Source organism: Gordonibacter pamelaeae 7-10-1-b, assembly GCF_000210055.1.
Taxonomy (GTDB): Bacteria; Actinomycetota; Coriobacteriia; order Coriobacteriales; family Eggerthellaceae; genus Gordonibacter; species Gordonibacter pamelaeae.
Genome location: NC_021021.1, coordinates 63,516 through 65,203 on the forward strand (window position 1 = coordinate 63,516; position 1,688 = coordinate 65,203).

Annotated in this window: 2 protein-coding genes; both read left to right on the plus strand. The window is 71.5% G+C overall.

Features of this window, described 5'->3' with window-relative positions:
* On the plus strand, window positions 1-335 hold a 335-nt coding region (locus tag GPA_RS00290; protein ID WP_041238663.1), incomplete at its 5' end, for a P1 family peptidase.
* A gap of 10 nt (window positions 336-345) precedes the next feature.
* Entirely contained in the window at window positions 346-1,671 is a 1,326-nt protein-coding gene (locus GPA_RS00295) for a chloride channel protein (protein ID WP_015538611.1), read from the plus strand.
* The last annotated feature ends 17 nt before the right edge of the window (window positions 1,672-1,688 follow it).

Sequence of the window (1,688 nt, forward strand, 5' to 3'; positions counted from 1 at the left end):
CGGCGGCCGGCGACGGGACGGCTCCCGCCGCCGGCGGGCCCTGCGCCAACACGACCATCGGCGTCGTGCTCACGAACGCGCGGCTCACGAAGGCCCAGGCGACCAAGACCGCCTCGACCGTCCACGACGCCTATGCCCGCGCCATCAAGCCCGTGCACACCCTGAACGACGGCGACACCGTGTTCGCGTTCGCGTCCGGCGAGGTTGAGGCGCTGCCCGACGCGGTATCTGTGCTGGCCTGCGAGGCCATGCAGGGCGCCATCGTGCGTGCCGTGTGCCAAGCCGAGGGCGCCTGCGGCCTGCCGGCGGCCCGTGACCTGGTTGCCGGCCGGTAGGGGGGCGCGGATGAAGCTCGCCAAGCTTGCGAACCGCACGCTGTTCGTCCTCTCGGTCGTGGTGACCGGGTCGGTGGCCGGCGCGTTCGTGTGGGCGCTCCTGTTCGTCATGAACCTGGGCATCTCGTTCGTCTGGGACAACGTGGGGGGCCGCTTCGGCATCTACTTCCCCTTGGCCGCCTGCCTCGTAGGCGGCCTCGTCGTCGGCCTCTTCGCCAAGCGCTTCGGACCCTACCCCGAGGACCTGGACGCCGTCATGGCGAAGGTGAAGCGCGACGGACGCTACGACTACGACAAGCTGGGGGTCATGTCCATAGCCGCGCTGCTGCCGCTGTTCTTCGGCGGCTCCATCGGTCCCGAGGCGGGCCTCACCGGCGCCGTCGCGGGCATCTGCACCTGGGTGGGCGACCGCATGAAGCGCTTCGGCGCCGACTTCCAGCAGCTCACGTCCGTGGGCACCATGGCGGCGCTCTCGGCCATCTTCACCGCCCCCCTGTTCGGGTTCGCGGCGCCGCTCTACGGCGACGGGAAGGACGGCGGCGAGGGCGGGGACGGTCCCAAGGGGGCGGCCACCATCACGCTGCCGAAGAACTCGAAGATCGTCGTGTACTTCTGCGCCATCGCGGGCGCGCTCGCCGCGTTCATGGGGCTGGGGGCGCTGTTCGGCGGCGGCATGTCGCTGCCGCGCTTCACCGACATCCACGTCGGCACGGCGGAGCTCGCCTGGCTTTTGCCGCTCGCGTTCGTGGGCGCGGCGGCGGGATGGCTCTTCTGCGTGTTCGACGGCCTGTTCGAGCGCGCGGCGGGGAAGATGGGCGACCGTCCTGTGGCGAAGGCGCTCATCGCCGGCCTCGTGCTGGCCGTGCTCGGCATCCTGCTGCCGTTCACCATGTTCGCCGGCGAGGTGCAGGCCGAGCAGCTGGGCGAGGTGTGGACCTCCATGGGGGCGCTCGCGCTTCTGGCCACCGGCTTCGCGAAGGTCATGATCACGCCGCTGTGCATCCGCTTCGGCTGGCGCGGCGGGCATTTCTTCCCCGTCATCTTCGCGGGCGTGTCGATCGGCTACGGCATGGCCGCCCTCACCGGCGCCGACCCGGTGTTCTGCCTCTGCGCCTGCACGGCCGCCCTCGTGGGTGCCGTCATGCGCCAGCCCCTCATGGCCGTGCTGCTGCTTTTCCTGTGCTTCCCCGTCAAGGGCGTCGTGGTCATGTTCCTGGCCGCCGCCCTGGGCGCCGCCATCCCGCTTCCGAAGGCCCTGCGGAAGGACAAGGGCGGAAACGGCGGCGGGCAGGCGGAAGGCGCCGCGCCCGACGCCGGGCAGGGAGCCGAGGGCTAGGGGCCGATCGTCGCGGG